This window comes from Geodermatophilus sp. TF02-6 (genome assembly GCF_003319115.1).
Lineage (GTDB): Bacteria > Actinomycetota > Actinomycetes > Mycobacteriales > Geodermatophilaceae > Geodermatophilus.
On sequence record NZ_QOHF01000038.1, the window covers coordinates 1 to 24995 of the forward strand.

The following is a 24995-nucleotide window of genomic DNA, read 5'->3' on the forward strand; positions in this document are numbered from 1 at the left end:
CCCCGTCTCGCAGATCTCACGCTGGACATCAACGGTGTCGAGCGAGCAGGGCGATGACGAGGCGGCACCTCGGGCGCATCACCGACCCAACCAAGATCGGTGACGGATGGATGGTGCACCAGTGAGCGGCACCACCACCGGGCTCGCCGAGCACCGCGAGGAGGGCGCCTTCGCCACCCTGCGCCGCGGCCTGGCGATGATGCCCGAGTTCCGCCGCGGCCTGCCGCTGACGTTCCTCCTGGCCCTCGTCGCCACCGCCGGGCGGGTCGTCGTCCCGATCGCCGTCCAGCAGGTGATCGACCGCGGGCTGGCCGGCCCCGGCAGCCCGGACCTCGACCTGGTCCGGCACCTGGTGCTCGTCTGCGCCGCCGTCGTCCTGCTGACCGCCGTCGCGGTGTACCGGATGAACGTCCGGCTGTTCCGGACGACGGAGACCGCGCTGGCCGGGCTGCGCTCGCGGGCCTTCCGCCACGTGCACGACCTGTCGGTGCTGCACCAGCAGGCCCAGCGCCGCGGCTCGCTGGTCTCCCGGGTGACCAGCGACGTCGACCAGCTGTCGACCTTCATGCAGTGGGGCGGCGTGCTCGGCGTGGTGAGCCTCGGTCAGCTGCTGGTGGCGACCGTGGTCATGGCGGTCTACTCCTGGCAGCTGACCCTGGTGGTGCTGGTCTGCTTCGTGCCGCTGGGGTTCGCGGTGCGCTGGTTCGCCGCGCGGCTGGCCGTGGTCTACGGCGTGGTCCGCGAGCGGGTGGGCGAGGTGCTCGCCGCGGTCTCCGAGTCGGTCGTGGGAGCGCCGACCGTGCGCGCCTACGGCGTCCGGGAGCGCACCGCGGCGCGGATCGACCGGGCCATCGGCCGGCACTACCGGGCGCAGGTGCGCGCTCAGCAGGTCACCGCGGCGGTCTTCGTCAGCGGCGAGGTGGTCGCCGCCGTCGCCAACGCCGCGGTGGTCGTCGTCGGCGTGCTCCTCGGCGTGGGCGGCGACCTCACCGCCGGCACGCTGGTGGCGTTCCTCTTCCTCGTGACGCTGTTCGTCGCGCCGGTGCAGACCGCCAGCGAGGTGCTCAACGAGGCGCAGAACGCCATCGCCGGGTTCCGCCGCGTCCTCGACGTGCTCCAGACCGAACCCGACGTCCGCGACCCGGCGGTCGTGGACCCGGCGTCGGCGCTCGAGCTGCCGCCCGGCCCGCTCGGGGTGCGCTTCGCGCACGTCACCTTCCGCTACGCGCCCGGGGCCCGCGCCGCGCTCGACGACGTCGACCTGGCCATCGCGCCGCGCCGGCGGGTGGCGGTGGTCGGCGAGACCGGGTCGGGCAAGACGACGTTCGCCAAGCTGGTCACCCGGCTCATGGACCCCACCGCCGGGCGGGTGCGGCTCGGCTCCGACGCGGCCGGCTGGGTGCCGCTGGACCGGGTCGCCTTCGCCTCGCTGCGGCAGCGGGTGGTCATGGTGCCGCAGGACGGCTACCTGTTCGACGCCAGCATCGCCGACAACGTGCGCTACGGCCGCCCGGGGCTGACCGACGCGCAGGTGCACGCCGCCCTCGCCGAGCTGGGCCTGTCCGCGTGGGTGGCGGGCCTGGCCGAGGGGGTGGCCACCCGGGTCGGCCAGCGCGGGGAGTCGCTGTCGGCCGGGGAGCGGCAGCTGGTCGCCGTCGCCCGCGCCTACGTCGCCGACCCCGACCTGCTCGTGCTCGACGAGGCCACCAGCGCCGTCGACCCGGCGACCGAGCGGCGGCTCACCCACGCCCTCGACCGGTTGACCGACGGGCGGACGACGCTGACCATCGCGCACCGCCTGTCCACCGCCGAGCGGGCCGACGAGGTGCTCGTCGTCGACGCCGGCCGGGTGGTGCAGCGCGGCACGCACGCCGAGCTGGTCGACGCCGAGGGCCCCTACGCGCGGCTGCACGCCTCCTGGCGGCGCTCCGCGGCCGGCGAGCCCGCACCGGCGGCCTGAGGCCCCGCCGTCCACAGGGGCCGCGTCTGTCCACAGATCCGCCGACCCGGCCCCGGAGCGGCCGCGCCGTCCCTAGCGTCGGGCGGCGTGTTCCCCCGACATCCTCTCGTACCGGACGGTCCGGGTCCGCACGGAGCAGACCCGCCTCCCGCCCGCATGCCCGCGTCCGCACTGATCGCCGGCAGCCTGGGCATCCTCGGCGCCCTGATCCTGGCCGCAGCCGGCCTCGTGGGCCACGCCTTGGACGGCGATGACGGCCAGTACGGTGACGATCCCACCGTGCCGGCGCTCTTCGTCGCCGCACTGCTGAGCCTCGCCGGCGCCGTCCTGCTGCTGTCCCGGCGCGGGTGGCTGCTCCTCGTGGTCTCATCGCTCCCCGCTGCCGTGGTGGTCGGCTGGCTGGTCTTCGAGGCCGTGCGGGCTCTCGCCGCCGGATGGGGCGAGGACGCGGTGGGCCTCCTCGGCATCGGTCTGCACTTCGCCGTGTCACCCCTCGCTGCCTGCCTGGCGCTGTCCCCGACCACCCGGCGGTGGGTGGCGGCGCGCAAGGCCCCGCGGCGGGGTGGTCCACCGGTGCGGCCCCCGGCGCCCTAGCCTGCGGGGGTGCCGCGCTCCGCCCGCCGACCGACGGACGCCGTCCCGCCCGCGGACCCGCGGATCCCCGTGGCCGCCCTGGCGGCCGCCGTCGCGGGCATCGTCGGGGCCCTGCCCCCGGCGTTCGTCGCGGTGATCGCCGTCGCGCTGGGCGGGCTGAGCGCCGACACCGGCCCCGACCCGTGGACCTACCTGCTCATCCTCGCCCCGGTGCTGCAGATCTGCGCCGCCCTGTGGCTGCTGGCCCGGCGCGGCTGGCTGCCGCTCGTGCTCGCCGTCCTCCCGGTCGCGCTGCTCACCGCCGGGGTGGTCTGGGCCGCCTCGTCGACCGAGGACGCCGGCGGCCCGGGCTGGGCGCTGCTGATGCTGGTCCTCCCGGTGCTCGCGGCGGTGCTGGCGGCGACCCCGCGGGTGCGCCGCTGGATCGCCGGCCGGCCGCCCCGCGAGCGGGCCCGTCGGGTGAGCGCCGCTCCCAGCTGACCCCCAGGTGGGCGACCTAGGCTCGCGCCGTGCCGTCGTCCTCCTCGCGCAGCCGGGCGGCGACGCGGCGCTCACCCCGAGCGGCAGCCCGCCAGCCGACGGTCTCCTCCCTGCCGGCGCGGCGGGAGCGGCCGCTGCTGGCCCCGTTCGCCGCCGTGTTCGGGCTGCTCGTCGCCGCCGAGGTCCTCTACCTGGGCTACCTGCTGTGGGACGTCGAGCCCGGCTGGCACTGGTACCTGGTGCCGCCGCTGCTACTGGCCGTCTGGGCGGGAGCCGGTGCGGCGCTGGTCTGGCTGGGGCGGGGGCGTGGCTGGCTGGTGCTCACCACCGCCGCGGTGCTTCCGCTGCTGGCCGTCGTCGGGCTGGTCGGGCTCTTCGGCTATCTCGGTGAGGGACGGGCCGTGGGCGAGGCCGCGCTCCTGCTGGCCGGGCCGGTCGGCTGCCTGGCGCTCGCCCCGCGCCGCCCGGTCCGGGAGTGGACGCGTCCCCGCCGGGCGGCGCGGCGCCGACCGGGCCCGCCGAGCCGGAGCGCTCAGCCGGCGGCCGGCGCCGGCCCGTAGGTCAGGTGCGCCACCCCGTTGCTCAGGCTCTCGGCACCGAGCAGCGACAGCGGCGTGCGCACCGCGCCGTCGGGGAACAGCCGGATGCCCGTCCCGACGGCGAGCGGGTACACGTACAGGTGCAGCTCGTCGACCAGGCCGTCGGCGAGCATCGCCCGCACCAGCGTGGCGCTGCCGCTCACGTAGAGGTCCCCGTCCACCTCGTCCTTGAGCGCCCGGATGCGGTCGGCGTCGTACCCGCCGAGCACGGTCGAGTTCGACCACACGGCTTCGGGGTCGGAGAGGGTCGAGGAGACCACGTACTTGCGGGTCTCGTTGAAGAACGGGGCGCCCGGGTCCTCCTCCACGGTCCGGGTGGACCAGGCCGGCGCGAACATCCCGAAGGTGGTGCGGCCGAGGAGGATGCCGGACGACGAGGCCGTGAGCGCACCGATGGAGACCGACAGGTCCTCGGGGAACCCGTAGTCCACCGTCCACAGGGGTGTGTCGACCACCCCGTCGACGGTGGTGAACTCGTGCACCTTGATCGCGCCCATCGCGAGCTCCTCAGCTGGTCGGCCGGCCGGGCCGCGCGACCGCGCGCCGCCGGTGGTGGGTGTCGGAGAGGGAGACCATGGCCGACGCCGACTCTCATCGGTGGGGGGCGCAGGGGTCCAGGGGAGTCCGGCCCGCGGCACCGACATCGTGTCCCGGAGGCCGGGGTCGCCGGGACACCGTCGGGCGGGGTCGGCCTCCGCCGCCCCATCCGGGGCGGGCCCGACCCGGCCGGGCGACGCGACCGCCCGACCGGCCACGCCGGACGCTGGGCGCCCGCTAGCGTGCCGCCCGTGAGCGACACGGACGTCGTCGTGGTGGGGGCGGGGCTGGCCGGGCTGGTCGCCGCCGCCGAGCTGGCCGACGCCGGCCGGCGGGTCGTGCTCGTCGACCAGGAGCCCGAGCAGTCCCTGGGCGGACAGGCCTGGTGGTCGTTCGGCGGGCTGTTCCTGGTCGACTCCCCGGAGCAGCGCCGGCTGCGGGTGCGCGACTCGCTGGAGCTGGCCCGCCAGGACTGGTTCGGCTCCGCCGCGTTCGACCGCGCGGAGGACCACTGGCCCCGCCGGTGGGCCGAGGCCTACCTGCAGTTCGCCGCCGGGGAGGAGCGGGCGTGGCTGCGCCGGCAGGGCGTCGGCTTCTTCCCGGTCGTCGGCTGGGCCGAGCGCGGCGGCTACACCGCCACCGGCCACGGCAACTCCGTGCCCCGGTTCCACATCGTCTGGGGTACCGGCCCGGGCCTGGTCGAGCCCTTCGCCCGCCGGGTGCGGGCCGCCGCCGACCGCGGCCTGCTGCAGCTGCGCTTCCGCCACCGGGTCGACGAGCTCGTCGTCAGCGGCGGGGCGGTCACCGGCGTGCGCGGCGCCGTCCTGGAGTCCAGTGGCGTCGGCCGCGGCCAGGCCAGCTCGCGGGTCGAGGTCGGCGACTTCGAGATCGGCGCACAGGCCGTCGTCGTCACCTCCGGCGGCATCGGCGGCGACCCCGACCTGGTCCGCCGGAACTGGCCGGCCAGGCTGGGCTCGCCACCGCGGCGGCTGCTGTCCGGCGTCCCGGCGCACGTCGACGGCCGGATGCTGCAGGTCGCTCGGGCCACGGGCGCGAGTGTCATCAACAGCGACCGGATGTGGCACTACACCGAGGGCATCGCCAACCACTCGCCGGTGTGGGAGCGGCACGGCATCCGGATCCTGCCCGGTCCGTCGTCCCTGTGGCTCGACGCCACCGGCCGTCGGCTGCCCGTGCCGCTGTTCCCCGGCTTCGACACCCTCGGCACCCTGGCCCACATCGGGCAGACCGGGTACGAGCACACCTGGTTCGTCGCCACCCACAAGATCGTCGAGAAGGAGTTCGCGCTCTCGGGCTCCGAGCAGAACCCCGACCTCACCGGCCGGGACGTCAGGCTGCTGCTGGGCCGAGTCAGGGCCGGCGTGGCCGCCCCGGTGCAGGCCTTCCTCGACAAGGGGGAGGACTTCGTCGTCGCCTGGACCCTCCCCGAGCTGGTGGCCGGCATGAACCGGATCACCGGCGGCACCCCGGAGCTCGACCTCGCCACCGTGGAGGCCGAGGTCGTCGCCCGCGACCGCGAGGTCGCCCACCCCTTCACCAAGGACCTGCAGCTCACCGCCATCCGCGGCGCCCGCAGCTACCTCGGCGACAAGCTCATCCGCGTCGCCCCGCCACACCGGCTGCTCGACCCCGAGGCCGGGCCGCTGGTCGCGGTGCGGCTCAACCTGATCACCCGCAAGACGCTCGGCGGGCTGGAGACCGACCTCTCCGGCCGCGTCCTCCAGCCCGGCGGCGAGGTCTTCCCCGGCCTCTACGCCGCGGGCGAGGTGGCCGGGTTCGGCGGCGGCGGGATGCACGGCTACCGCTCGCTGGAGGGCACCTTCCTCGGCGGCTGCCTCTTCTCTGGCCGGGTCGCCGGCCGCGCGCTGGCGGCGGCACTGTGACGGGAACCGGCCGGGCCCTGGCGGCCGCGCTGTGAGCACCCCGCCCAGCCCGTGGTCGGACCCGACGACGCCGACCGAGCCCGGCGACCCCTACCCGGGGCGGCCGGCGACCGCCCCGCCCTCCTGGGGCCCTCCCGCTGGGATCTCCTCCGGCTGGCCGGTCTACGCCCCCCACGGCCACCCGTGGGCTGCGGGGCCCTACGGCGTGCCCTGGCTGCCCGGGCCGGCCGCGCCACGGCGGCCCGGGCAGCTCGTGGCCGCCGCGGTGCTGGCGTTCGTGCAGGCCGCGGTGGTGGCGCTCGCCTCGGCCTACGTCTTCCTGCTCGGCTCGCTGGTCGCCCTCGCCGCCGGGGAGCCCGGCTTCCCCGCCGACGGGCAGGCCCTGGCGACCGAGGCCACGGTCGTCGCCGCGGTGCAGGTCGGGTCGGTGGTCGCGCTGGTCGTCGGCGGGGTCGTGGCCCTCAACCGGCGCACCCCGGCCGCACGGTGGATGCTGGTCGCCGCCCTGGGGCTGCAGCTGGTCCTGGCCGGCTACTGGGCCGTCCGGCTGCTGGTCTTGCTGGACGATGCCGTTGGCCCCGACCCGTCCGCGGCGCTGCTGCCCGGGGTGCTCTGCTTCGCCACCGCACCGGCGGTCGCGCTCGGCCTGGCGGTCAGCCGGTCGGTGCGGGAGTGGTCCACCGGCGACCCCGGCGCGGGAGCTGCGCCGAGCCGGTGACCCGGACGGGCGCGGCGGCGGGGAGAATCGGGACCATGCCCGCCGTCGAGCCCGCCGTCGAGCCCGCTCTGGACCCCGCCGTCGCCGCGCTGCTGCGCCGCGACCCCGCGGGCCTGGTCGCCGCCGTCGTCCAGCAGCACGACACCGGCGAGGTGCTCATGGTCGCCTGGATGGACGACGAGGCGCTGCGCCGCACCCTCGCCACCGGCCGGGCGACCTACTGGTCGCGCAGCCGCGGCGAGCACTGGGTCAAGGGGGAGACCTCCGGGCACCGCCAGTGGGTCCGCGAGGTGCGACTGGACTGCGACGGCGACGCGCTGCTCGTGCTCGTCGACCAGGAGGGCCCGGCCTGCCACACCGGCGCGCGCAGCTGCTTCTCCCGCGGGCTGGAGGTGTCCCGTGCGGCTCGGTGAGACGCCGCCGCTGGGGCGGACCGAGCCGTCGCGGGAGGAGTTCGCTGCCCTCGACCAGCCGCTGGTCCCGGTCACCCGCCGGCTGCTGGCCGACGGGGAGACCGCGGTCGGCGTCTACCGCAAGCTGGCCGGCAACCGGCCCGGCACCGTGCTGCTGGAGTCGGCCGAGCAGGGCAAGCAGTGGTCCCGGTACAGCTTCGTCGGGGTCCGCAGCGCCGGCGTGCTCACCGAGACCGGCGGCGCCACCCAGTGGCTGGGCGAGGAGCTGCCCGGCCTCACCGGCGACCTGCCGGCCGACCCGCTGGCCGCCGTCCGGACCCTCGCCCGCCGGCTGCGCTCCCCGCGCCGCCCCGACCTGCCCCCGCTGACCGGCGGCCTGGTCGGCTACCTCGGCTACGACGTGGTCCGGCGGCTGGAGCGGCTGCCCGTGACCAGCGCCGACGACCTGGGCATGCCCGAGCTCGCCCTCGTGCTGGTCACCGACCTGGCGGTGCTCGACCACACCGACGGCACGGTGCTGCTGATCGCCAACGCGGTGCGCGGGGCGGGCGGTTACGACGACGCGGTGACCCGGCTGGACGCGATGGCCGCCGAGCTGACGAAGGCCGCGCCCTCCGGCGTGGCCTCCTTCGCTGCGGCCGGACCGCCGCCGGTGGTCAGCAACATGGCGCCCGGCGTCTTCACCGACGGCGTCGATCGGGTGCGCCAGCACATCCGCGCCGGGGACGCCTTCCAGGTCGTGCTCTCGCAGCGCTTCGAGGTGCCGACCGCGGTCGACGCGCTCGACCTCTACCGGGTGCTGCGGGCGACCAACCCCTCGCCGTACATGTACCTGCTGCGCTTCGCCGGGCGGGAGACGCCGTTCGACGTCGTCGGCTCCTCACCGGAGGCGCTGGTGACGGTGACCGGCACCTCCGCCGTCGTCCACCCACCGGCCGGCACCCGTCCGCGGGGGGCGACACCGGAGGAGGACGCCCGGCTGGCCGAGGGGCTGCTGGCCGACCCCAAGGAACGCGCCGAGCACGTGATGCTGGTCGACCTGGCCCGCAACGACCTGGGCCGGGTGTGTGTGCCGGGCACGGTCGAGGTGCCCGACTTCATGCGGATCGAGCACTACAGCCACGTCATGCACCTGGTCTCCACGGTCGCCGGCGAGGTGGCGCCGGAGTGGGACGCCCTGGACGTGTTCGACGCGACGTTCCCCGCCGGCACCGTGTCCGGGGCGCCCAAGCCGCGCGCGATGGAGATCATCGAGTCGCTGGAGCCGACCCGGCGCGCGCTCTACGCCGGCACCGTCGGCTACGTCGACGCCGGCGGCGACCTGGACATGGCCATCGCCATCCGGACGGCGGTGCTGCACCAGGGGCGGGCCTACGTGCAGGCCGGCGCGGGCGTCGTCGCCGACAGCGACCCGGTCACCGAGGAGGCCGAGACCCGGCACAAGGCGCGGGCGGTGCTCTCGGCGATCGCCACGGCCGAGGGGATGCGCGAACTGCCGTGAGCGGCCCTGCCCCGGCCGTCGCGGCCTCTCGGCGCCGGCGGGAGCCGTCCGCGGCGGTGGCCGGGACCGCGGCGGCCGGCGGGTTGGCGCTGTCCACCGGCGGCCAGACCTGGGTGACCGCCACCGCGCAGCGCCCGGCGCCGCTGCCCCCGGTCACCGACCAGCTCACCGGAGGGGCCCTGGCGCCGTTGGTGCCGGCGAGCGGGCTGCTGCTCCTCGCGGCCGCCGTCGCGCTGGTCGCCGTCCGCGGCGCCGGGCGGGTCGCGGTCGGCCTGCTGGCGGCCGTCGCCGGCGGCGTGCTCGGCTGGTCGGGCCTGCGTCCGCTGGTCACCGACCTGCACGTCGCCGCGCCGGGGGTCCTCGGAGGCGCGACGCCGGGCAGCACGCTGGACACCCGGGTGCACGCCGGCTGGCCGGTGCTCGCCCTCATCGCCGGGGTGCTGGCGGTGGCGGCCGGGCTGCTCACCGTGCTCCGCGGGCGGGCGTGGCCGGGCCTGGGCCGCCGTCACGAGCGGCCGGCGGGGACCGCCTCCGCAGCCGCACCGGCCCGACCGCGGACCGGGGAGGACCGCGCGCTCGAGGCGTGGCGCGCCCTCGACCGCGGCGAGGACCCCACCGAGCCGGCACCGGGTGCGACCGAGCCGCGGTGACCGGGCGGCGACGGGACGTCCCCCGCTCCTGAGCGGCGGAGTCGGTGGCCCCGCGGACCACCCGGGGCCGCGCCGCCACTAGAGTGGCTCCACGGATCGGGTCCCGACCGGGGCCGTGCCCGACGGGTGTGTGCGGCCCGGTGGGCGAGGACGATCATCTGCGGGGAGGACTCGTGTCCGTGCTCGACGAGATCGTCGCCGGCGTCCGTGAGGACCTGGCCGCGCGCGAGGCGGTCACCCCGCTGGCCGAGGTCAAGGCCGCCGCACGCGACGCCCGCCCGGCGCTCGACGCCCTGGCCGCGCTGCGCGCTCCCGGGGTGGGGGTGATCGCCGAGGTGAAGCGGCAGAGCCCGTCGAAGGGGGCGCTCGCCGACATCCCGGACCCGGCGGACCTGGCCCGGCAGTACGCCGACGGCGGGGCCCGGGTGGTCAGCGTGCTGACCGAGCGGCGCCGATTCGACGGCTCGCACGCCGACCTCGCCGCCGTCCGCGCCGCGGTCGACGTGCCGATCCTGTGCAAGGACTTCGTCGTCACCAGCTACCAGGTGCACGAGGCGCGGGCCCACGGCGCCGACGTCGTCCTGCTGATCGTCGCCGCGCTGGAGCAGAACGCCCTGGTCGGCCTGCTGGAGCGGGTCGAGTCGCTGGGCATGACGGCGCTGGTCGAGGTGCACACCGAGGCCGAGGCCGACCGGGCCCTGGCCGCCGGCGCCGCGGTGATCGGCGTCAACGCCCGCGACCTGACCACCCTGGAGGTGGACCGGTCCACCTTCGAGCGGATCGCGCCGGGGCTGCCGTCGGAGGTGGTCAAGGTGGCCGAGTCCGGCGTCCGCGGTCCGCACGACCTGATCGGCTACGCCGCGGCCGGTGCCGACGCCGTCCTCGTGGGGGAGGGGCTGGTCACCGCCGGTGACGCCCGGCAGGCGGTCGCCGACCTGGTGACGGCGGGAGCGCACCCGGCAACCCCGCGCGCCAGCCGCTGAGCCGCCACGGCCTCGACGCCGCCCACGCGCCCACCGCGACCACGACGCCGCCCACCCTGCGCCGACCACGACCCACCCACCCCACCGCCCCCGGCCGGGCGGCGACGCGGGACACTGGCCCCATGACGACCAGCGCCGTCTCCCCGCCGATGGACCGCCTCGAGCCGGCGCGTCCGAGCTGGCCGGACGCCACCGGGCACTTCGGGGTCTTCGGCGGCCGGTTCGTGCCCGAGGCGCTCATCGCCGCCCTCGACGAGCTGACCGAGGCCTACCGGGCGATGCGCGTCGACCCGGCCTTCCTCGAGGAGTTCGCCCGGCTGCAGCGCGACTACACCGGTCGGCCCAGCCCGATCACCGAGGTGCCGCGGTTCGCCGAGCACGCCGGCGGTGCCCGGGTGCTGCTCAAGCGGGAGGACCTCAACCACACCGGCTCGCACAAGATCAACAACGTGTTGGGTCAGGCGCTGCTCACCAAGCGGATCGGCAAGCAGCGGGTCATCGCCGAGACCGGAGCCGGGCAGCACGGCGTGGCCACCGCGACCGCCGCGGCGCTCATGGGGCTGTCCTGCACCGTCTACATGGGCGAGGAGGACACCCGCCGGCAGGCGCTCAACGTCGCCCGCATGCGGCTGCTCGGCGCCGAGGTGATCCCGGTCACCACCGGCTCGCGCACGCTCAAGGACGCGATCAACGAGGCCTTCCGCGACTGGGTCACCAACGTCGAGACCACCAACTACGTCTTCGGCACCGTCGCCGGCCCGCACCCGTTCCCGGAGATGGTCCGCGACTTCCAGCGGGTCATCGGCGACGAGGCCCGCGCCCAGGTGCTCGAGCGGGAGGGCCGGCTGCCCGACGCCGTCCTGGCCTGCGTGGGCGGCGGCTCCAACGCGATCGGCGTCTTCACCGCCTTCGTCCCGGACGAGGGCGTACGGCTGGTCGGCCTGGAGGCCGGCGGCGACGGCGTGGACACCGGCCGGCACGCCGCCACCATCACCGGCGGGACGCCGGGGGTGCTGCACGGCGCCCGCTCCTACCTGCTGCAGGACGAGAACGGCCAGACGATCGAGTCGCACTCGATCAGCGCCGGCCTGGACTACCCCGGCGTCGGCCCCGAGCACTCCCACCTGCACGACATCGGCCGCGCCGAGTACCGGGCGGTGACCGACGCCGAGGCGATGGAGGCCTTCGCGCTGCTGTGCCGCACCGAGGGCATCATCCCGGCCATCGAGTCCGCGCACGCGCTGGCGGGGGCGATGGAGCTCGGGCGCGAGCTGGCTGGGCGGGTGGAGGACCGGCAGGCGCTGCTGCTGGTCAACCTCTCCGGCCGCGGGGACAAGGACGTCGAGACCGCCTCTCGCTGGTTCGGCCTCGGCGAGCACGGCGCGCCGACCGACGAGGACGATCGCGCCGTGGAGGCCGGCCGCGGCGCCGACCCCGGACCAGGCCTGGACACCGACCAGCAGCCCACCGAGGGCGCGGTCAGCAACGACCAGGCCGTGGCCGGGCAGGACGCGGGGGGGACCGCGTGAGCCTCCTGGCCACGACCATCGGCGCGGCGAGGGCCGAGGGGCGGGCGGCGCTGATCGCCTACCTGCCGGTCGGCTACCCCGACGTCGACGCCTCGATCGCGGCCATGGTCGGCGCCGTCGAGACCGGCGCGGACGTGATCGAGGTCGGCGTCCCCTACAGCGACCCCGGCATGGACGGCCCGGTGATCCAGCAGGCCGTCGACCCGGCGGTGCGCGCCGGCGTCGGCATGCGCGACGTGCTGCGCGCGGTCGAGGCGGTCGCCGCCGCGGGCGCGGTGCCGGTGGTGATGAGCTACTGGAACCCGGTCGAGCGCTACGGCGTGCAGCGGTTCGCCACCGACCTCGCGGCCGCCGGGGGAGCCGGGGCCATCACCCCCGACCTCATCCCCGAGGAGGCGGGGGAGTGGCTGGCCGCCGCCGAGGCCGCCGACCTCGACCGGGTGTTCCTCGTCGCGCCGTCGTCCACCGACGCCCGGCTGCGCTCCACCACCGCGGCCTGCCGCGGGTTCGTCTACGCCGCCTCCACGATGGGCACCACCGGCACCCGCGCCGCGGTCAGCGACACCGCGGAGGCGCTGGTCACCCGCACCCGCGCCGTGGCCCCGGACCTCTCGGTGTGCGTCGGCCTGGGGGTGTCGAACGCGGAGCAGGCGGCCGAGGTCGCCTCCTTCGCCGACGGCGTCATCGTCGGCTCGGCGTACGTCCGCCAACTGCTCGACGGCGCCGGGCCGGCCGGCGTCCGCGCGCTGTCCGCACAGCTGGCCGAGGGGGTCCGCGGAGGGATGCCCGCGTGAGCGCGCTCGCCGCGATCCCGAGCCCGACCCAGGCGGTCTGGCAGCTCGGGCCGCTGCCGATCCGCGCCTACGCGCTGTGCATCATCGCCGGCATCGTCGCCGCGATCTGGATCACCGAGCGGCGCTGGGTCGCCCGCGGCGGCGCACCCGGCGACGTCCTCGACATCGCCGTCTGGGCGGTGCCCTTCGGCATCGTGGGCGGGCGGCTCTACCACGTGGTCACCAGCCCGCGCCCCTACTTCGGGGAGGACGGCGACCCGCTGCGCGCGTTCGCCATCTGGGAGGGCGGCCTGGGCATCTGGGGCGCCATCGCCCTGGGCGGGGTCGGCGCCTGGATCGCCTGCCGCCGCCGGGGCATCCCCCTGCCGGCCTTCGGCGACGCCGTCGCCCCCGGGCTGCTGGTCGCCCAGGCGATCGGGCGGCTGGGCAACTGGTTCAACAACGAGCTCTACGGGCGCGCCACCGACCTGCCCTGGGCACTGACCGTGTACCGGTGGGACGGCACCCGGGCGGTCGTGGGGCCCGACGGCGAGCCGGTGGTCCTCGGCACCTTCCACCCGACCTTCCTCTACGAGCTGCTGTGGGACCTCGCCGCCGCGGCCCTCGTGGTCTGGGCCGACCGGCGGTTCCGGCTGGGCCACGGCCGCGCCTTCGCGCTCTACGTCGCCAGCTACTGCGCCGGCCGGCTGTGGATCGAGCTGCTGCGCACCGACCCGGCGGAGACCTTCGCGGGCGTCCGCCTCAACGTATTCACCACGGTGGTCGTGGGGCTGCTGGCGGTGGCCTACCTGGTCTGGCAGCGCGGCCGCCCGCGCGAGGTCCTCACCCGCGGACGGCAGACCCCCGACGGCCCGGCGGCCGCTGCGGCGGTGGCGGGCGGCGCCGGGGAGACGGGGGAGACCGAGCCCCCCGGTGACGACGACCGCGGACGACACGCGGGCGGTTGAGCGGGACACACCGTCGGCGGGTCCGACGGGATGAGGCCGGTGTTCCGCGTGTGTACCCTTCTGCCAGACCTCCCAGTGATCCTGGCGGGGTCCCACGCGTCGGAACCGGGCCAGCGCCGCCCCGCGGACGACAGCCCCGGGGCACCACCTCCCGAGGCTCGCGAGCCCGAGGCGGGAACGGTCCACGGACCGCCACCGCGCGCCGGCTCTCCCGCAGTGCCGCCCCCCTTGCCCACTGACCACAGGCCCGGGCTCCTCCGCCCCCGTCCGCACCCGTCGCCGCCGGCGGCGTGCGGACGGCGCGCCGACGACGGGAGTGACATGTCCCAGATCCCCGCCCCCGCCGCTGCGTCGACGGCCCCTGGCGCGGCGCCCTCCGCGACCGGCGGCACGGCCGCCCCGGCCCCGGCCGCCCCGGCCATCCCGTTCTCGGCCGTCCCGCCCCCCGCGGGTCTGTACGACCCGGCCAACGACTCCGACTCCTGCGGTGTCGCCTTCGTCGCCGACGTCCAGGGACGCCGGTCCCGGGACATCGTCGCCTCCGGCCTGACCGCGCTGCACAACCTCGACCACCGCGGCGCGGCCGGCTCCGAGCCCAACTCCGGGGACGGCGCCGGGATCCTCACCCAGGTCCCCGACGAGCTGCTGCGCGCCGAGGTCGACTTCGACCTGCCGCCGCTGGGCGAGTACGCCGTCGGCGTCGCCTTCCTCCCCGTCGACGAGGCCGAGCGCGCCGCGAGGGTCGAGGACGTCGCCCGCATCGCCGCCGAGGAGGGCCTGACCGTCCTCGGCTGGCGCGAGCTGCCGGTCGACCCCGACGGCGCCAACGTCGGGCCCACCGCCCGGGCGGTCATGCCGCACTTCGCCCAGCTGTTCGTCGCCGAGACCATCGGTGCCCGCGCCGACACGGCCGCCTTCGGCGGCGGCATCGTCTGCCACGGCGTCACCCGGCTGGAGCGGCGCGCGTTCGTGCTGCGCAAGCGCGCCGAGCGGGCCGCGACCCGGGCGGGCAGCTCCCTCTACATCGCCTCGCTGTCCTCGCGGACCCTCACGTACAAGGGCATGCTGACCACCGACCAGCTGCCCGCGTTCTTCCCCGACTTGCGCGACGAGCGCTACGAGTCGGCGATCGCGCTGGTGCACAGCCGGTTCTCCACCAACACCTTCCCCAGCTGGCCGCTGGCCCACCCGTTCCGCGTGATCGCGCACAACGGCGAGATCAACACCATCAAGGGCAACCGGAACCGGATGCGGGCCCGCGAGGCCAAGTTGGAGACGGCGCTGTTCGACGGCCCCGCCGGCTCGGCCGCGGAACTGGGGCTGGAGCGGGTCTTCCCGCTCGTGGCCAGCGACTTCAGCGACTCGGCGACCTTCGACGAGGTGCTCGAGCTGCTGCACCTGTCCGGCCGGTCGCTGCCGCACGCGGTGCTCATGATGATCCCGGAGGCGTGGGAGAACCACGACGAGATGGACCCGGCGAGGAGGGCCTTCTACCGGTTCCATGCCTCGATCATGGAGCCGTGGGACGGGCCGGCCGCGGTCGCGTTCACCGACGGCACGCTCATCGGCGCCGTCCTCGACCGCAACGGGCTGCGTCCGGGCCGGTGGTGGCACACCCGGGACGACCGGGTCGTGCTGGCCAGCGAGGTCGGCGTCCTGGAGATCCCCGACTCCGAGGTGGTCGCCAAGGGCCGGCTGCAGCCGGGCCGGATGTTCCTCGTCGACACCGCGGCCGGGAAGATCGTGTCCGACGAGGAGGTCAAGGGCGCGCTCGCCGCCGAGCAGCCCTACGAGGACTGGCTGCACGCCGGCCTGGTGCACCTGCCGCAGCTGCCCGAGCGACGCCGCGCCCGGCCCAGTCACGAGTCCGTCGTCCGCCGGCAGCTGCTGTTCGGCTACACCGAGGAGGACCTGCGCGTCCTGCTCACGCCGATGGCCTCGACGGGGGCCGAGCCGATCGGCTCGATGGGTACCGACACCCCGGTCGCGGCGCTGTCGGACCGCTCCCGGCCGCTCTACGACTACTTCGGCCAGCTGTTCGCCCAGGTGACCAACCCGCCGCTGGACGCCATCCGCGAGGAGCTGGTGACCAGCCTCGGGCGCACCTTCGGGCCGGAGCAGAACCTGCTGCACGCCACCCCGGCGTCCTGCCGGCAGGTGTTCCTGCCCTACCCGGTCATCGACAACGACGAGCTGGCCAAGATCCTGCACATCGACGACGACGGCGACCTGCCCGGCTTCGCCGCCGTGCGGATCACCGGCCACTTCGACGTCACCGGCGGCGGCACGGCGCTGGCGCGGGCCATCGAGGAGCTGCGCAGCAAGGTGAGCAGGGCGATTGCCGCCGGCGCGCGGATCATCGTGCTCTCCGACCGCGACTGCGACGAGAGGCGCGCGCCGATCCCGTCGCTGCTGATGACCGCCGCCGTCCACCACCACCTGGTGCGGGAGAAGACCCGCATGGAGGTCGGGCTGGTCGTCGAGTCCGGCGACTGCCGCGAGGTGCACCACGTCGCGCTGCTGCTGGGCTACGGCGCGGCCGCGGTCAACCCCTACCTGGCCTTCGAGTCGATCGAGGACCTCGTCCGCGACGGCGACCTCGTCGGCGTGGAGGCCGATCAGGCCGTGCGCAACGTGGTCAAGGCGCTGGGCAAGGGCGTGCTCAAGGTCATGAGCAAGATGGGCATCAGCACCGTCGGCTCGTACACGATGGCGCAGATCTTCGAGGCCGTCGGCCTGTCCCAGGAGCTCGTCGACGAGTACTTCACCGGCACCTCCTCGCCCCTGGGCGGGGTCGGCATCGACGTCCTGGCCGAGGAGGTGGCCATGCGCCACCGCCGCGCCTACCCGGAGAACCCGACCGAGCGGGCGCACCGGCGGCTGGAGACCGGCGGCGAGTACCAGTGGCGCCGCGAGGGCGAGGTGCACCTGTTCAACCCGGAGACGGTGTTCCTCCTGCAGCACGCCACCCGCTCGCGGCAGTACGAGGTGTTCCAGCGCTACACCGACACCGTCGACCGGCTGTCGGAGGAGGCCGCCACCCTGCGCGGGCTGTTCACCATCCGCACCGGCGTGCGCCCCCCCGTGCCGATCGACGAGGTCGAGCCGGCCAGCGAGATCGTCAAGCGGTTCCAGACCGGCGCGATGAGCTACGGCTCCATCTCGCAGGAGGCGCACGAGACCCTCGCCATCGCCATGAACCGGATCGGCGGCAAGTCCAACACCGGGGAGGGGGGCGAGGACCCCGATCGGTTCCAGCCCGACCCGAACGGCGACCTGCGCCGCTCGGCGATCAAGCAGGTGGCCAGTGGCCGGTTCGGCGTCACCAGCGAGTACCTGGTCAACGCCGACGACATCCAGATCAAGATGGCGCAGGGGGCCAAGCCCGGCGAGGGCGGCCAGCTGCCCGGCGCCAAGGTCTACCCGTGGGTGGCCCGCACCCGGCACTCCACGCCGGGGGTCGGCCTGATCAGCCCGCCGCCGCACCACGACATCTACTCGATCGAGGACCTCAAGCAGCTCATCCACGACCTGAAGAACGCCAACACCGAGGCGCGGATCCACGTCAAGCTGGTCAGCGAGGTCGGGGTCGGCACGGTCGCGGCCGGGGTGAGCAAGGCCCACGCCGACGTCGTCCTCATCTCCGGGCACGACGGCGGGACCGGCGCGGCGCCCCTGACCTCGCTCAAGCACGCCGGCTCCCCGTGGGAGCTGGGCCTGGCCGAGACGCAGCAGACGCTGCTGGCCAACGGCCTGCGCGACCGCATCGTCGTGCAGGCCGACGGGCAGATGAAAACCGGCCGCGACGTGGTCATCGCCGCGCTGCTGGGCGCCGAGGAGTACGGCTTCGCCACCGCTCCGCTGGTCGTCTCCGGCTGCGTGATGATGCGCGTCTGCCACCTCGACACCTGCCCGGTCGGCGTCGCCACGCAGAACCCGCAGCTGCGCAAGCGGTTCACCGGGCGGCCGGAGTTCGTGGTGACCTTCTTCGAGTTCCTCGCCGAGCAGGTCCGCCAGTACCTGGCCGAGCTGGGCTTCCGCTCGCTGGACGAGGCGATCGGCCACGCCGAGCTGCTCGACACCCGCACGGCGGTCGAGCACTGGAAGGCCGCCGGGCTCGACCTCACCCCAGTGCTCGCCGTGCCCGAGCTGCCCGACGGCGCCGCCCGGCACCGGGTGCGCGGGCAGGACCACGGCCTGGACGTCGCCCTGGACCAGACGCTGATCCAGCTGTGCGAGGGCGCGCTGCTCGACGCTCGGCCGGTCAGCCTCGAGCTGCCGGTGCGCAACGTCAACCGCACCGTCGGCACCATGCTCGGCTCGATGGTCACCCGCCGCTTCGGCGGCGAGGGCCTGCCCGACGGCACCATCGACCTGACCTTCACCGGGTCGGCCGGTCAGTCGTTCGGCGCCTTCGTGCCGCGCGGCGTGACCATGCGGCTGTTCGGCGATGCCAACGACTACGTCGGCAAGGGCCTGTCCGGCGGGCGGATCGTCGTCCGGCCCGCGCGCGAGGCTCCCTTCGCCGCCGAGGACAACGTCGTCGCCGGCAACGTCATCGGCTACGGCGCCACGTCGGGGGAGCTCTTCCTGCGCGGCCGGGTCGGCGAGCGGTTCTGCGTGCGCAACTCCGGCGCGCTGGCCGTCGTCGAGGGCGTCGGCGACCACGCGCTGGAGTACATGACCGGAGGGCGCGCGGTGATCCTCGGCCCGGCCGGGCGCAACATCGCCGCCGGCATGTCCGGCGGCATCGGCTACGTGCTCGACCTGCCCCGCCACCGGGTCAATCCCGAGATGGTCGACATCGATCCGCTGGACGGCGAGTCCGCGCAGTGGCTGCGCGACGTCCTGGTCCGCTACGCCGCGGACACCGGGTCCCCGGTGGCCGCCGCGCTGCTGGCCGACTGGGGCCGCTGGTCGGAGCGGTTCAGCGTGATCATGCCGCGCGACTACCGGCGCGCGCTGGAGGCCCGGCGCGCCGCCGAGGCTGCCGGAACGGACGTCGACCGCGCCCTCATGGAGGCGGCCCGTGGCTGACCCGCGCCTCGCCGCGACCAGATCGGCGATCCGGTCGCTTCCGGCCCGTTGTCGCGACCACATCGCCGATCTGGTCGGCGGTACTGCACGATCCCTGGAGGCCACAGGTGGCTGACTCGACCGGTTTCCTCAAGCACGAGCGGGCGCTGCCGCCGCGGCGCCCGGTCGACGTCCGGATCCTGGACTGGAAGGACGTCTACCTCTCCCGGACCACCGGCGAGGACACCGTCTTCCCCGTGTCCGCGGTGCGCCAGCAGGCCGCCCGCTGCATGGACTGCGGCATCCCGTTCTGCCACCACGGCTGCCCGCTGGGCAACCTCATCCCGGAGTGGAACGACCTCGTCCGCCGCGACGACTGGACCGAGGCCATCGAGCGGCTGCACGCCACCAACAACTTCCCGGAGTTCACCGGGAAGCTGTGCCCCGCACCCTGCGAGGGCTCCTGCGTGCTGAACCTGCAGGAGGCGCCGGTCACGATCAAGCAGATCGAGTGGGAGATCATCGACCAGGCGTTCACGCGGGGCCTGGTCGAGCCGGTCCCCCCGGCGGAGCGGACCGGCCGGAAGGTCGCCGTCGTCGGCTCCGGCCCCGCCGGGCTGGCCGCCGCCCAGCAGCTCACCCGCGCCGGCCACGAGGTCACCGTCTACGAGCGCGCCGACCGCGTCGGCGGGCTGCTGCGCTACGGCATCCCCGAGTTCAAGATGGAGAAGGCCGTGCTCGACCGGCGGCTGGACCAGATGCGCGCCGAGGGGACCCGGTTCGTCACCGGCGTCGAGGTCGGCGGCACCGGGGAGCACGACCTGTCCGCCGAGCAGCTGCGGACCGAGTACGACGCCGTCGTCCTGGCCGGTGGCGCCACCGTCGGCCGTGACCTGTCCGCCCCGGGCCGGGAGCTCACCGGCATCCACCTGGCGATGGAGTACCTGCCGTACGGCAATCGGCAGGCCCTCGGCGAGCTCGACGCCCCGCCGATCGACGCCCGGGGCAACCACGTCGTGATCATCGGCGGCGGTGACACCGGCGCCGACTGCCTGGGCACCGCCCACCGGCAGGGCGCGGCGTCGGTCACCCAGCTGGAGATCATGTCGGCTCCGCCGGACCGCCGGGCGGCCGGCAACCCGTGGCCCACCTACCCGATGATCATGCGGGTCTCCAGCGCCCACGAGGAGGGCGGGGAGCGGCTCTACAGCGTCAACACCGAGCGCTTCCTGGGTCATGAGGAGGGCCCCGCCCACGGCCACGTGCGAGCGCTGCTCCTCCACGAGGTGGAGCAGGTCGACGGTCGCTTCCAGAAGGTCGAGGGCACCGAGCGCGAGCTGCCGGCCGACCTGGTGTTCCTCGCCATGGGCTTCACCGGCGCGCAGCGCGAGGGCCTGCTCGACGCCCTGGGCGTGGAGATCGACGGGCGCGGCAACGTCGCGCGCGACGGCGAGTTCATGTCCACCGTCCCCGGTGTCTTCGTCGCCGGGGACATCGGCCGCGGCCAGTCGCTGATCGTCTGGGCGATCGCCGAGGGCCGCGCGGCGGCCGGTGCCGTCGACGGCTGGCTGACCGGGGCGTCGATGCTGCCGCGGCCGATCACGCCCACCGCGGTGGCGTTGCGGTAGGAGGACCCCGTCTCGGCCCCCCTACCCCCACCGCGATCATGAAGTCCGGGAAGCGACACGCCGGTCGGCGTCGGTGTGTCGCTTCCCGGACTCCATGATCGTCGCGGAAGGGCGGCCGCGCGGGCGAGCCTCACAGGCTCCCCTGCCGGCGACGGGCGGAGGACCCCACTAGCGTTCACGGCATGACGCGTCGCGCCAAGATCGTGTGCACGCTCGGGCCGGCGACCGGCTCGCCCGAGCAGGTCACCGCCCTCGTCGAGTCCGGCATGGACGTCGCCCGGCTGAACTTCAGCCACGGGGCGCACGCCGACCACGAGAAGGCCTACCGCATGGTCCGCGAGGCCTCTGACCGCACCGGCCGCGCGGTCGCCGTGCTCGCCGACCTGCAGGGCCCCAAGATCCGCCTGGGGACCTTCGCCGACGGCCCGGTCCAGTGGGCGACCGGCAGCCGGGTCTGCATCACCGTCGAGGACGTCGAGGGCACCGCCGAGCGGGTGTCGACCACCTACAAGGGGCTGGCCGCCGACGTCAAGGTGGGGGACCGGCTGCTGGTCGACGACGGCAAGCTGGCGCTGTCGGTCGTCGACGTGGAAGGCCCGGACGTGTGGTGCCTGGTCGTCGAGGGCGGGGAGGTGTCGAACAACAAGGGCCTGTCCCTGCCGGGGGTCGCCGTCAGCGTGCCCGCGCTGTCGGACAAGGACGCCGACGACCTGCGCTTCGCGCTGCACCTGTCGGTCGACTTCATCGCGCTGTCCTTCGTCCGCCGGCCCGAGGACGTCGAGCTGGTGCGCGACGTGATGCGGCAGGAGGACATCGTCGTCCCGGTCGTCGCCAAGCTGGAGAAGCCCGAGGCGGTGGACAACCTCGAGGCGATCGTCGAGGCGTTCGACGGGATCATGGTGGCCCGCGGCGACCTGGGCGTGGAGCTGCCGCTGGAGCAGGTGCCGCTGGTGCAGAAGCGGGCGGTGCAGGCGGCGCGGGAGCGCAACAAGCCGGTCATCGTCGCCACCCAGATGCTCGAGTCGATGATCAGCTCGTCGCGGCCGACCCGCGCCGAGGCCTCCGACGTCGCCAACGCCGTCCTCGACGGTGCCGACGCCGTCATGCTGTCGGGGGAGACCTCGGTCGGGAAGTACCCGATCGCCGCGGTGCGCACGATGGAGCGGATCATCGACGCGGTCGAGAGCGACCACGCCCAGGCCCCGGAGCTGCAGCGGCGCTCCCGCTCCCGGTCGGGTGCGATCGTGCGCGCGGCCAAGGACGTCGGCGAGACGCTCGACGTCAAGGCCCTGGCCACCTTCACCCAGACCGGCGACACCGCCCGGCGCCTGGCCGCGCTGCACCCCCGCCAGCCGCTGCTGGCGTTCACCGTCGACGGGCGGGTGCGCAGCCAGCTGGCGCTGTCCTGGGGCGTGGAGACCTTCATCGTGCCCGAGGTCTCGCACACCGACGACATGGTGCGGCAGGTGGACTTCTCGCTCCTGGCCATCGGCCGGCTCCGGGAGGGCGACCGGGTGGTCGTGGTGGCCGGCAGCCCGCCCAACACCGCGGGTTCGACCAACCTCATCCGGGTGCACGAGGTCGGAACCGACTCGTGACCGAACGGACGACGGTCCCGGTGCGGGAGGACCAGGCGGCGTCGCTCATGGCGGTGCTCGACCTCGAGGAGCGCGACCGGGACGTGTTCGTCGGCACCACGCCGACCACCTCGCTGCAGCGCATCTTCGGCGGGCAGGTGGCCGGTCAGGCGCTCATGGCGGCGGGGCTGACCACACCGTCGGAGCGCCCGGTGCACTCGCTGCACTCCTACTTCCTGCGGCCCGGCGACCCCCGGGAGGAGATCCGCTACACCGTCGAGCGAATCCGGGACGGCCGCTCGTTCTCCACCCGCCGGGTCATCGCCTGCCAGCGGCGCGGGGACGAGGACGTCGCGATCTTCGCGCTGACCGCCGACTACCACCGGGCCGAGGAGCCGGTGGTCGCCCACGCGCAGTCCATGCCCGACGTCCCGCCGCCGGACGCGCTGCCCTCGCTGGCCGACGTCGCCGCCAGCCATCGCGACAGAGCCCGAGCCGCCCTGGAGATCAGCCGGGCCGTCGAGCAGCGCCTCATCGAGGACCCGTTCGCCCCCGAGCCCAAGGCCCCACCGCACACGCAGACCCGGGTGTGGATGCGGGTGGCCGGGCGGCTGCCCGACGAGCCGGGCGTGCACGCGGCGGCGCTGACCTTCGCCAGCGACCTGACCCTGCTGTCGGCGGGGCTGGCGCGGGTCGGCGGGGGATGGGGTGGCCGCTACGCGGGCGCCAGCCTCGACCACGCGGTGTGGTTCCACGCGCCGGTCCGGGCCGACGAGTGGTTCCTCTACCAGACCGACAGCCCCGCCGCCTCCGCCGGCCGGGCGCTGTGCTTCGGCCAGCTGTGGGCGGCCGACGGCACCCACATGGCCACCGTCGCCCAGGAGGGCCTCATCCGCACCCTCGGGGACTGACGCCCGGCGGGAGCCGCCGTCCCCCCGCCGGGCGTCGACTGCCCGCCGGCGCCGGTCAGGTGTCGCGGCCCGCGGCGTCGACCCCGTCCGGCACGGGTCCGGTGGTCCCCAGGACGACGTCGGCCGGCTCTCGGACGGCGTCGGACTCGTCCAGCGCGGCTGCGGTCTCGGCGACCGACGGCAGGTCGTCGCCGGATTCGGGGCGGTCGTCCCCGGCCGCCTGCTCGCCCTCCCCGGTCTGCGCGGCGGCCCCGTCCCGGTCCGCGGGCTGGTCTTCGTCCGCGGGCTGGTCTTTGTCCGCGGGCTGGTCTTTGTCCGCGGGCTGGTCTTTGTCCGCGGCCTCGACCTGCGCGGCGGCCTCGACCTGCGCGGCGGCCTCGACCTGCGCGGCGGTCTCGTCCTGAGCGGCCGGGGGTGGGACCGCGCCGGCCCGGCCCGCGGCCCGGCGCTCGGCCTCGGCGCGGGCCCGCTCGGCGGCGGACTCGGCGAAGTCGGCGGCCAGCCAGTCGTGGCCCTCGCACAGCAGCGTCCAGAGCCGCTCGACGTGCGTCCGCGTGGTCGTCGGCGCGCCGATCGCCACCCGCAGAACCACCTGCCCGCGCACGGTGGTGTGGGTCAGGAACACCTCGCCGCCGTCGTTCAGCCGCTCCAGCAGCGTCATGGTGGCCACGTCGGGGTCCACGCCATCGGCCCAGCGCGGGCGCAGGCACACCAGCGACAGCGGGTGCGGGACGACGACATCGAAGCGCTCGTCGGCCTCCGCCCAGCCGGCCAGCTCCTGCGCCAGCGCGACCCCGGAGCGGATGTGCGCGCGCAGCCCCTCGGCGCCGTACCAGCGCAGCACGAACCACAGCTTGAGCGCCCGGAAGCGGCGGCCGAGCTCGATCTGCCAGTCGCGGTAGTCGACGACCGCGCCGGCGTCGGTGGCGGCGTTGCGCAGGTACTCCGGCAGGATGGCCAGCGCCCCGGTCAGCGCGGCCCGGTCGGCGACCCAGAACAGGGTGGCGTCGAAGCCGGTGAGCAGCCACTTGTGCGCGTCGGTGGTGTAGCTGTCGGCCCACTCGACGCCGGCCTGCGCCGCCCGCAGCTCGGGCGCCATGGCGCTCACCCCCGCGTAGGCGGCGTCGACGTGCAGCCAGATCCCGGAGTCCCGGCAGATCGGGCCGAGCTCGGCCAGCGGGTCGACCGCCGTCGTCGACGTCGTCCCCACGGTGGCGCAGACCAGCACCGGGCGCAGGCCGCGGGCGGTGTCGCGCTCCAGCCGCGCCTTCAGCGACGCCGGGCGCATCGCCAGGTCGCCGTCCACCTCGACGATGCGGACGGCGTCGGTGCCCAGGCCGGCGATGCGCGCGGCCTTCTCCATCGAGGAGTGGGTCTCGGAGGAGACGTAGACGGTGTACTCGTCCGGGCGGACGCCGGAGCGCACGGTGCCGCCGCCGCTGGCCCGGTGCAGCGCGGCCAGCAGGGCGACCAGGTTGGCGCCGGAGCTGGAGTCCTGCACCACGCCGCCGCCCGGGCCGGTCGAGCGGAAGGCGGCCGGGAGGCCGAGCAGGTCGACGAACCAGTCGAGGACGTGCTGCTCGAGCTCGGTGGCGGCCGGGCTGGTCACCCAGGACATGCCCTGGACGCCGAGCCCCGCCGACACCAGGTCGCCGAGCACCGACGGGCCGGAGGTGTTGGCCGGGAAGTAGCCGAGGAAACCGGGGTGCTGCCAGTGGGTGACGCCGGGCAGCACCACGCGGTCGAGGTCGGCGAGGACGGCGGAGAACGGCTCGCCGTCCGCGGGCACGGATGCGGGGAGGGCCTCGCGGACGTCGCCGGGGGCGAGGGGGGAGCGGACCGGGAAGGAGCTGATGCGGGTCCAGTAGTCGGCGATCCAGTCGACGACCTCGTGGCCGTGCTGCCGGAACTGCTCCGGGGTCATGTGCGGGGGCGTCGGCTCGCTCACGCACCCCACCGTATTGCGTGACCGTCGGGCCCCGTCGTGGCGAGTGGGGTCGGATGCCTCCGCGAGGAGGGCCGGTAGGAGCTCAGCGCTGCTGGGGGACGGCACGTGGCCGCGGTGCGGTCCCTGGGAGTGGGGGTCGGAGGCTCCCCCGAGCAGGGACGGGAGTGTGGGGCTCCACGGCGGCCGGGGACGGCACGTGGCCGCGGTGCGGTCCCTGGGAGTGGGGGGTCGGAGGCTCCCCCGAGCAGGGACGGGAGTGTGGGGCTCCACGGCGGCCGGGGACGGCACGTGGCCGCGGTGCGGTCC

19 protein-coding genes are annotated in these 24995 nt (G+C 75.3%); 17 read left to right on the forward strand and 2 right to left on the reverse strand.

The genetic code is table 11. From position 1 onward, the window contains the following. The first annotated feature begins 121 nt into the window (after positions 1-121). The 4 genes from DQ238_RS21805 (at position 122) to DQ238_RS21820 (ending at position 3594) form a co-directional block, all read left to right on the forward strand. On the forward strand, positions 122-1960 hold the full coding sequence (locus DQ238_RS21805; protein WP_233496187.1) for an ABC transporter ATP-binding protein: 1839 nt from the start codon (positions 122-124) through the stop codon (positions 1958-1960). 156 nt (positions 1961-2116) lie between these two features. Beyond that, positions 2117-2554 (forward strand): hypothetical protein, encoded by a 438-nt coding sequence (locus DQ238_RS21810; protein ID WP_113783349.1) that lies wholly within the window; start codon positions 2117-2119, stop codon positions 2552-2554. 9 nt (positions 2555-2563) lie between these two features. Then, positions 2564-3034 carry a hypothetical protein gene (locus tag DQ238_RS21815; protein WP_113783350.1) on the forward strand — a complete coding sequence of 157 codons (471 nt, stop codon included), beginning with the start codon at positions 2564-2566 and terminating at the stop codon, positions 3032-3034. Positions 3035-3063: 29 nt separating this feature from the next. Further along, positions 3064-3594, forward strand: coding sequence for a hypothetical protein (locus tag DQ238_RS21820; protein ID WP_113783351.1), 531 nt, complete (start codon positions 3064-3066; stop codon positions 3592-3594). Here the strand turns inward: DQ238_RS21820 and DQ238_RS21825 are convergent. Further along, positions 3567-4130, reverse strand: coding sequence for a dihydrofolate reductase family protein (locus DQ238_RS21825; RefSeq protein ID WP_113783352.1), 564 nt, complete (start codon positions 4128-4130; stop codon positions 3567-3569). The genes DQ238_RS21820 and DQ238_RS21825 overlap by 28 nt on opposite strands. A gap of 291 nt (positions 4131-4421) precedes the next feature. On the opposite strand from DQ238_RS21825, the gene DQ238_RS21830 reads away from it, so the two are divergent. The 13 genes from DQ238_RS21830 (at position 4422) to DQ238_RS21890 (ending at position 22741) form a co-directional block, all read left to right on the forward strand. Beyond that, entirely contained in the window at positions 4422-6074 is a 1653-nt protein-coding gene (locus DQ238_RS21830; RefSeq protein ID WP_113783353.1) for an FAD-binding dehydrogenase, read from the forward strand. A gap of 31 nt (positions 6075-6105) precedes the next feature. Further along, on the forward strand, positions 6106-6792 hold the full coding sequence (locus DQ238_RS21835) for a hypothetical protein (protein WP_113783354.1): 687 nt from the start codon (positions 6106-6108) through the stop codon (positions 6790-6792). 35 nt (positions 6793-6827) lie between these two features. After that, on the forward strand, positions 6828-7205 hold the full coding sequence (gene hisI, locus DQ238_RS21840; RefSeq protein WP_113783355.1) for a phosphoribosyl-AMP cyclohydrolase: 378 nt from the start codon (positions 6828-6830) through the stop codon (positions 7203-7205). Beyond that, positions 7192-8706, forward strand: coding sequence for an anthranilate synthase component I (locus DQ238_RS21845; RefSeq protein WP_233496189.1), 1515 nt, complete (start codon positions 7192-7194; stop codon positions 8704-8706). The genes hisI and DQ238_RS21845 overlap by 14 nt, the downstream gene beginning before the upstream one ends. Beyond that, positions 8703-9356: a Trp biosynthesis-associated membrane protein gene (locus DQ238_RS21850; RefSeq protein ID WP_113783356.1), complete on the forward strand. Its 654-nt coding sequence runs from the start codon at positions 8703-8705 to the stop codon at positions 9354-9356. The genes DQ238_RS21845 and DQ238_RS21850 overlap by 4 nt, the downstream gene beginning before the upstream one ends. A 173-nt stretch (positions 9357-9529) precedes the next feature. After that, positions 9530-10339 carry an indole-3-glycerol phosphate synthase TrpC gene (trpC, locus tag DQ238_RS21855; protein ID WP_113783357.1) on the forward strand — a complete coding sequence of 270 codons (810 nt, stop codon included), beginning with the start codon at positions 9530-9532 and terminating at the stop codon, positions 10337-10339. 122 nt (positions 10340-10461) lie between these two features. Then, the gene (trpB, locus tag DQ238_RS21860) at positions 10462-11868 is read left to right on the forward strand and encodes a tryptophan synthase subunit beta (RefSeq protein ID WP_255418094.1); all 1407 of its coding nucleotides are present in this window, start codon (positions 10462-10464) and stop codon (positions 11866-11868) included. Continuing rightward, positions 11865-12662, forward strand: a complete 798-nt coding sequence (gene trpA, locus DQ238_RS21865; RefSeq protein WP_113783358.1) for a tryptophan synthase subunit alpha — start codon at positions 11865-11867, stop codon at positions 12660-12662. The genes trpB and trpA overlap by 4 nt, the downstream gene beginning before the upstream one ends. Beyond that, positions 12659-13609 carry a prolipoprotein diacylglyceryl transferase gene (lgt, locus tag DQ238_RS21870; RefSeq protein WP_113783359.1) on the forward strand — a complete coding sequence of 317 codons (951 nt, stop codon included), beginning with the start codon at positions 12659-12661 and terminating at the stop codon, positions 13607-13609. The genes trpA and lgt overlap by 4 nt, the downstream gene beginning before the upstream one ends. 420 nt (positions 13610-14029) lie before the next feature. Then, on the forward strand, positions 14030-18646 hold the full coding sequence (gene gltB, locus DQ238_RS21875) for a glutamate synthase large subunit (protein ID WP_113783364.1): 4617 nt from the start codon (positions 14030-14032) through the stop codon (positions 18644-18646). 107 nt (positions 18647-18753) lie between these two features. Next, positions 18754-20253 carry a glutamate synthase subunit beta gene (locus DQ238_RS21880; protein WP_113783360.1) on the forward strand — a complete coding sequence of 500 codons (1500 nt, stop codon included), beginning with the start codon at positions 18754-18756 and terminating at the stop codon, positions 20251-20253. A 182-nt stretch (positions 20254-20435) separates the two neighbouring features. Next, positions 20436-21851: a pyruvate kinase gene (gene pyk / locus DQ238_RS21885; RefSeq protein WP_113783361.1), complete on the forward strand. Its 1416-nt coding sequence runs from the start codon at positions 20436-20438 to the stop codon at positions 21849-21851. Further along, on the forward strand, positions 21848-22741 hold the full coding sequence (locus DQ238_RS21890) for an acyl-CoA thioesterase II (RefSeq protein ID WP_233496193.1): 894 nt from the start codon (positions 21848-21850) through the stop codon (positions 22739-22741). The genes pyk and DQ238_RS21890 overlap by 4 nt, the downstream gene beginning before the upstream one ends. A 55-nt stretch (positions 22742-22796) precedes the next feature. Here DQ238_RS21890 and DQ238_RS21895 read toward each other — a convergent pair whose 3' ends face one another. Beyond that, positions 22797-24689 (reverse strand): aminotransferase class V-fold PLP-dependent enzyme, encoded by a 1893-nt coding sequence (locus DQ238_RS21895; protein ID WP_233496195.1) that lies wholly within the window; start codon positions 24687-24689, stop codon positions 22797-22799. Between the last annotated feature and the right edge of the window lie 306 nt (positions 24690-24995).